The following is a 7,234-nucleotide window of genomic DNA, read 5'->3' as shown; positions in this document are numbered from 1 at the left end:
CCCGGTTTATTCAAGCCACTCCGGTTTTCCACAATCGCATCAGAAAGGATTTTCAGGGCATGATCCTGCCCTACAACACGATTTAGCAGGAGAGATTCCATATTCAGGAGTTTTTCTTTTTCCTGAGCCTGGATTTTACCGATTGGTATATTGGTTTTGGCAGCCATTACAGCAGCCAGCTCAAGGCGGTCCACCTTTTCTCTTTTTACTGAGGCATGCTGGAGCAGCTCTGTGTATGTATCATCAATGATCTTCTGAATCTGATCTACAGGCATTGAATTATCAATTGCCGGCTGCTCACTTAATGAGCCCCACAAAATTGGACTTATTTTGTCTCTTAACAAGTTATAAGTCCAGATCAGTTCGTCAGCTTTATCTTTGTTATCTGAGTATTCTTCTTTTAATATGGTTTCATAGCTTTCTTTCCAGCTTTCCAGCTCTTTTTCTGAAAGTTCATCAAGCATTTTTATTGCGGCCATCGTTCTGTCGAGCAGATCAATTGCTGCATCGGGAAGCTTTTTACCTTTGGCATATCGTTTTGCCAAGCGTACACATTCCGGCAGCGCTGATTTCTCCACTTCAATATTATGGTGCTTCTTATAACCTTCGAGAAGCACATCAATCATTTTTACGCAGGTTTTTTCATCCGGCTCGTTAACCGTAAGGACTTCGAAACGACGGTTGAAAGCCTGTTCGGGTTCTATAATTTTACGGTATTCTTCCTGGGTTGTTGCTCCTATTACCGTAATTTCTCCTCTTGCCAGCTCTGGCTTAAGAAGATTGGCTACGTTTCCTATGCTTCCTTTCGGGTCTAAAAGGGTATGTATTTCATCAATGAATAAAATGGCTTTTTCAATTTTTTTACATTCATTGATTACTTTTTTAAGACGGTCTTCAATTTCACCTTTGTAGGAAGTTCCTGCAAGTAAGGCACCCGTATCCAGTTCTAAAAGGGTTGCATTTTTAAGCATTTCCGGAACATTTCCTTTTGTAATTTCAATGGCAAAACCTTCTACTAATGCTGTTTTACCTACTCCGGGCTCACCAATGATGATGACATTCGGCTTACTTCTCCGGCAAAGAATCTCGACAAGCATTCTCAATTCTTTGTCTCTTCCGATAATATTTTCCAACACTCCCTGTCTTGCTTCGGCAGTTCTGTCTACACAGTAGTTTTTGATTGACGGAAAAGAGGAATCTGAAAAATCTGAACCATTGGAAAAAAGGGAAGCAAATTCTCCGTTCTCCGATGTTGCATAAGGAGTATCCTTTCTATAGAGATTGAATATTTCATGTTCTCTGAGCGGTAGTGATTTCAGCTGCTGCAATGAAAAAGCAACCTGAGGCTTTACAATAGCAGTCAGTATACAGATAGGAGTAACCTCATCCAATCCTAATTTTAATCTTATGTCATCTGCTTCTTCAATAAGCTGATCTACCGATTCATCCTGCCCCACTTCATCCGGAAGATGGGTTGTTTTCGGATAATCTTCGATACGCACATCAGCCCATTCATAGAAATATCCGGGATCTTTATCTATGTTTTTAAGAAATTCATTAAGCCCTATATCTTTATGCATCAGGGCCTGTAAAATGTGCGGCCCACCATAGGTTCCATTATAATTTTCCCTTGCGATGGACTGTGCAATATGAAAAAGCTGTTTTACTGTTTCGTTGGTTACTAGTACTCCCATTTATAATTTCTTATTAATATGTGTTGTTTTGATTATTAATTGTCTCTTTCCGGTTTACAGCAAAAAACAGGCTAGTCTCTTCCCAGCTCTGTTTTTGCCCAGTCTTTATTTTCAATTTTGGGATAATCCGGCTTGTCTTTTAACGGATAGAGCTCCACTCCAAATTTATCCTTTTTACCATATACCGCATATTCATCCGTAAAATTAGGGCAGTAAGCCGGTATGGATTTTATTTTAAATACATATACAGGAATTTCTTCTGAAGCAGGCTTTCCAAAATAAGAAAATTTATATTCAAACTTTTTAAGCAATTCTGCATCTTCTAATTTTAATATATCCGTTAATTCCTTTTTATCATTTTCAGAAAAATCTTTTATATTTTTTGATGCCCATTGAGGCAATTCATTTCTTAATTCTTTCAGTTGCTCCGGACTGAATTTTTTAGGGTTAGGGTTAAATAATAGAGATTCCGTAATGCATTTACATTTTTCTTTTTTTATTTTATCGTCTATATTAACAGGTTTCCCTCCAAAGCCTATCATTTCATACCCATTCTCTGTTTTACATATTTCGTTTTCCATAATTATTTTTTTTGCAAAAACACCTAACAATATCATAAAAATACTTACAATCCCTATTTTCATATATTTATTTTTCATTGTTTTTGTGGTATAAATGTTTTCATCTCTGCGGGTACCCCTTCCGGACTTGGAGCAGCTTCCACATTATGTCTTGCTCCATCAGGATCAAACCAGGCATCATCTATTTTCTTCATATTTGATTCAATATCCTGCCAGGCTTTCCATCTTGTAACTTCTTCTTCCTTTAATTTATAATCCTGATCAAGTAAATGCTGATAGGTGCTGGAGCATCTTTTGTTTTTTACTTCCTGCTGTTGTTTGGCTCTTGCTTTCATATAGTCTGAAAAGCATAATTCATCATTGGTAAAAAGAGTTTTCTCATAATCTGTCCTTCTGAGATATCCGTAAACGGTTGCTCCAGTTGAGTTGGCAATTTTTTGTGCTATACTTTCAGATGACAGAATATTATATCTGTTGTTAGGATCCGCTTTATTACCATCTTTATCTATGTAGATTGTTCTATCAATATCAGAATTCCCTATTCCGGCCCTACATGAAAAAAGATAAATATTGGTTCCTCCTAAAAATGCTTCTTTATTTAATTTTGCGGCTTCTTCTTTTTCAAATGAATATTCAGTAACATCCATACCTGCCGGCGTTAAACCCAAAGAGATTTCTCCAACAACACCATGGCTGTAAAATAATAACTGCTTTATTTTTTTCTCTGTTCTGGCTTTTGCTATTGATGCTTTATTATTTTCATCTGCCGTATTAATGTAGTTGATGACCTGCTGAGCACTGGTCACTTCTACATATTTCCCGCCATACAGATTTTCAACAGCATCTTTTATTGCTTTTTTCTGTTTATCTGTATAGCCACGTACACATAATAAAAAATCGAATTTTATTGCTTTATTCAATCTCATCCTTCGTAAAGCCTGATGTACAAACATCAGCTTGCTTCCTTCGCCTACTTCCCTGAATAAGTTCCAGGGTTTGCTGGCAGAAGCATCACTTCTATGGCTTTGGGTTCCTACTACTATAATATAAGCTTCTCCCGTTTTCTCGGTTTCAATTTTAGGAGCTTCTTTACGTTCTCCATAAGTCACTCCGCTTTCTTTCCCTTTTTGAGCCACATGTTCCCCTGAGGAATTTACTATATTTTCTTTGGCATAGGCAAGATTGTTTCCTCCTGTAGTTTCTATGATATCTCCGCCTACATAAGTTTCCTTACCCATTTCTAATAATTTTTAGATTTCTCTCCGGAATTGTTTTGTACTTCTTTATCAGAATGCTGTTCGAAAGTCCCGGTACTTTGTGATGTTATTTTCCCGTTACTGACTCTGATTCGGTCTTTTTCTGTATGAGACTCCTTATTTCCCTGAATCGTTTCCACCATTTTTCCAATAACATTGGTAATAAAATTGGTTCCTACATTCAGCATATTAAGCATACCCACACTGGTATTTTTATTCATTCCTGCTGTTTCTGAGATATTCATTCCTGCTGTCGTAGTGATATTTTCAGCAATATTAATATTCATATTTTTTGCAGTAATATTTATCGTTTCCGGCGCTGTGATATTGATATTGCTTCCTGTGGTATCCAGATGGATCTCATTCCCGGATTTATCAGTGATGATGATGCTTTCATCTTCTGTGAAAACTACTCTGTGACCACTCCGGGTCTGAATTGATTTAACACGGTTATCTGATCCGCCTCCCAAACCTACTCCACCATGGAACATTCCTCCCATCACAAAGGGTCTGTCAGGATGACTGTGCACAAAGTTAACCATCACCTGGTCCCCTACTTCGGGAATGGCAACATAACCCCTGTTCTGAGTGATCTGATCGGTACCTCCTGCATCGGGACTCATCATACGGATAAAATGGGTCGTATCATTATTCTGCCAGTCGAACCTTACCTGAACCCTGCCCTGGCCTTCAGGATCGGCATTGGAAATTACAGTGGCCAGCTGGGGCTCTGCTTTGGGAGTCGTAAAATCCGGTTTGGGTAAAAAGCCGGTATCGGAGGCAATGCCTTCAAAGCTTCCCTGGTAATGACCGATCGTATCAATCTCATGGGTCGTTTCCGTTACCATAATCCTGGTAAAGTAACTGGTTTCATTGGTATCGGGTTTACGCATCTGAACGTCGACCACACAACCGGGATGAAGGAAAGGTACTGTGGTATTGCCGGACAGCGAGAATACATTCACCGCTTCACTGCCTGAACTGCTTTTCTGAGAGTATTCGACATCGAGATGAGTTGTGGCCTTGATGGGGGCAACCTGCAAAGCCGGGGTTTTATAGATCTTTTCGTTATGGGAATAAGCGGTTTTCGCAAGGTCACTTACATGCTGTATCGGGGTTTCTCCGGAAGTAAGCTTTTCGTTCTTACTGCTGTTGTAACCATAAAAACGGGGTTTGGTATGTACCGCTTTCAGTTCTACTTTTACATCGTTCGCATTGCTCCCATAGGTCAGTTTTATAGGCTTGTTCTGTGGGGGAAGTTTTCCGAAATGAAGAACTTCACCATCATAATAGAACTGTTCGCCATAGGATTCTGCCATTCGTGCCAGGTAGTTGTAATGGGTTTCATCATACTGGCTGCTGTAGATGATCTGGGAATAGTCGTTGGTATCAACCCGGACATCGAAACGCCCGGAATCGATTCCCTGTTTGATCACTTCATTGGCGATGATTCCCATATTCACGGGCTGACCGCCTCCAAAGCTCTGGATATGGGGTGCTCCGTCCAGTAATATGGTAGGGCTGTACCCTGATAATACGATATTTCCCAAACTCATTTTTTCCTGGCTGAAACCTACTCCTGTGATCACTCCTACGAATGTCCTTTCAGGACTGTTATCTATATCTTTATACGAGATAACTGCCGTTAAACGTTTTCCCAGGAATTTATTGGCTTCTTCAAGGGTATGCGTCTGCCGGTCCCCAAGGGTATCATGCGCCAGGGTAAGGGTAAATTCATGGTGGCGACGGGAACTCTGCTTAAGACGGAAATGTTTGTAGTACTTAATGACTTTACCTTCTATCACCAACGATAGTTTGACCAGCCGGTTGATCCCGGTATGGTGGCTCTCAGATACGCCGTCGGCATTCTGGGACGGACGGAAAGAAGGATTTTTTATTATATCTTGTGATTCTGTCTTCATGTTACCTCTTTTTAGATGATTATTATTTGGTATTTGCTGTAGCTCCCGCTTTTATTGACCGGGAAAGTATTTTGTTTTTTCTCAGTAAAAAATCGGGCATAAGATCGGTGGGTAAACGCAATGTACTTTCGCCTTTTGTCTGAAGTTCTTCTGTAATTCCGGGATTCCAGGATAAAAGCTTATCCATATCCACTTTCAATTCGTCTGCAACGATATCCAGATTAAACCCTGCATTAATGTCTGTCTGCTCCAATGGGTCATTATCTGTTTTACTACCGCCGTTCACAAAGAAAACAGTGTTCATTCGTGAAGAATTATAGTTACTTAATACACTTTCCAATTCTCCTGTTGCATAACAGGCATTCAGATATTTTTTAACATGATTAATGGTTTCTGCCGGTAAATATTTGCAGAAAATGTGGTACTGTGAAGATCCTGCCGCATCCATGGCTTTGGCTATATTTCCTTCTCCACAGTTGTATGCAGCGACTACCGTCACCCAGTTGTTGTATTTTTTATACAGTTGGGTTAAAGAAATCATTGCAGTTTTTGTACTTCTGTACAAATCTGACCGGCTCTGCTCAGAAAGCCCATATTGATTAGCATGAGCTGTCATAAACTGCCAAACACCTGCTGCTCCGGCTCCCGAAACCTGCCTTCTGTCAAAGCCTGATTCTATAAGGGCCAGATTTCTTAAATGTCTCGGCAATCCTTTTTGTACCAGCGAGTACTCGATAAAATCAACTACCACTTTATTGGAACCGATAATATTTCGGTACCGTTTCACACTATTTTCAGAGGTATCCGATGCAGAGAGAAACTGTGCACTAACACAATGGGCAGAAGCCAAGAGTAATACTGTTAAAATATTTTTGAAATTGATTTTCATTTTAAGTATTTAATCATTCAATTATTCTAAGCATAAAATTAATAAAATAAACACATTCCAAGAAAATGAGCTTTTTTATTAAAATTTATTCAACTTTCCATGTTAATTTTTCTTCTTCATTATTCCAATCTACATGCATGGTCTGTCCGGTTTTCACTTCTTCCCTTACGATCATTTTTGAGATTGGCCTTGCCAACTGTGCCCTGATCACGCCGGAAATCTGTCTTGCCCCGTATTTGCTGCTGAAACCTCCCAAAGCAAGATTTTTCACAGCTTCAGCACTTATTGATAAAGTCATTCCCAATCTTGTTAATGAGGTATGAAGTGATTTCAACTGAATATTAAAGATCCTTTCTGCAATCGATTCTGTGATCGGTGCAAATGGGATAATTTCTGTAATCCTGGCCAAAAATTCTGGTCTGAATCTTCCCGAATTGGACATGATCTGCATCAATGAGGATGATGCGGGAACATTGCCCTCTTCAAACTGTTTTACAATTTCCTCACTTCCGATATTGGATGTGAACAAAATCAGGGCATTGCTGAAATCACCTTCTTTTCCAAGCTTGTCATGAACTTTTCCTTCATCCATAATCTGCAGGAATACATCAAAAACGGAATGATGCGCTTTTTCAATTTCATCAAATAACACAACGGTATAAGGCTGTTGCCTGATTTTATTGACCAGCATCCCTCCTTCTTCGTATCCCACATATCCCGGAGGCGCTCCGTATAGTAATGCCGCCGAATGCTCTTCCTTAAATTCGGACATATCGAAACGTACCATTGCTTTTTCATCGTTGAACAGCAATTCAGCCATTGATTTGGCCAATTCGGTTTTCCCGGTTCCTGTAGGTCCCAATAAGAAAAATGATCCAATCGGCTGTCCCGG

Annotated in this window: 6 protein-coding genes; all 6 read right to left on the bottom strand. The window is 39.6% G+C overall.

Going from position 1 to position 7,234, the window contains the following annotated elements:
* Positions 1–1,694, bottom strand: a 1,694-nt coding sequence (locus PMI13_RS18690; RefSeq protein WP_007846677.1) for an AAA family ATPase, incomplete at its 3' end; no start/stop codon positions are given.
* 71 nt (positions 1,695–1,765) lie between these two features.
* Positions 1,766–2,275 (bottom strand): hypothetical protein, encoded by a 510-nt coding sequence (locus PMI13_RS18685; RefSeq protein WP_156104505.1) that lies wholly within the window; start codon positions 2,273–2,275, stop codon positions 1,766–1,768.
* 74 nt (positions 2,276–2,349) lie between these two features.
* Positions 2,350–3,513: a hypothetical protein gene (locus tag PMI13_RS18680; protein ID WP_007846675.1), complete on the bottom strand. Its 1,164-nt coding sequence runs from the start codon at positions 3,511–3,513 to the stop codon at positions 2,350–2,352.
* Positions 3,514–3,515: 2 nt separating this feature from the next.
* The gene (locus tag PMI13_RS18675; protein ID WP_007846673.1) at positions 3,516–5,453 is read right to left on the bottom strand and encodes a type VI secretion system Vgr family protein; all 1,938 of its coding nucleotides are present in this window, start codon (positions 5,451–5,453) and stop codon (positions 3,516–3,518) included.
* A gap of 22 nt (positions 5,454–5,475) precedes the next feature.
* The gene (locus tag PMI13_RS18670; protein ID WP_007846664.1) at positions 5,476–6,342 is read right to left on the bottom strand and encodes a lytic transglycosylase domain-containing protein; all 867 of its coding nucleotides are present in this window, start codon (positions 6,340–6,342) and stop codon (positions 5,476–5,478) included.
* Positions 6,343–6,427: 85 nt separating this feature from the next.
* The coding region (locus PMI13_RS18665) for an AAA family ATPase (RefSeq protein WP_007846663.1) at positions 6,428–7,234 on the bottom strand (807 nt) is incomplete at its 5' end.

Source organism: Chryseobacterium populi (assembly GCF_000282115.1).
Taxonomy (GTDB): Bacteria; Bacteroidota; Bacteroidia; order Flavobacteriales; family Weeksellaceae; genus Chryseobacterium; species Chryseobacterium populi.
The sequence above is the reverse complement of the archived record's forward strand: the minus strand, read 5'-3'. Positions and strand labels throughout refer to the sequence as shown.

Bases quoted from the DNA above. Each gene is read 5' to 3' on its own strand.
- PMI13_RS18685 (WP_156104505.1), bottom strand. From the start codon at position 2,275: ATGGAAAACGAAATATGTAAAACAGAGAATGGGTATGAAATGATAGGC.
- PMI13_RS18680 (WP_007846675.1), bottom strand. From the start codon at position 3,513: ATGGGTAAGGAAACTTATGTAGGCGGAGATATCATAGAAACTACAGGA.
- PMI13_RS18675 (WP_007846673.1), bottom strand. From the start codon at position 5,453: ATGAAGACAGAATCACAAGATATAATAAAAAATCCTTCTTTCCGTCCG.
- PMI13_RS18670 (WP_007846664.1), bottom strand. From the start codon at position 6,342: ATGAAAATCAATTTCAAAAATATTTTAACAGTATTACTCTTGGCTTCT.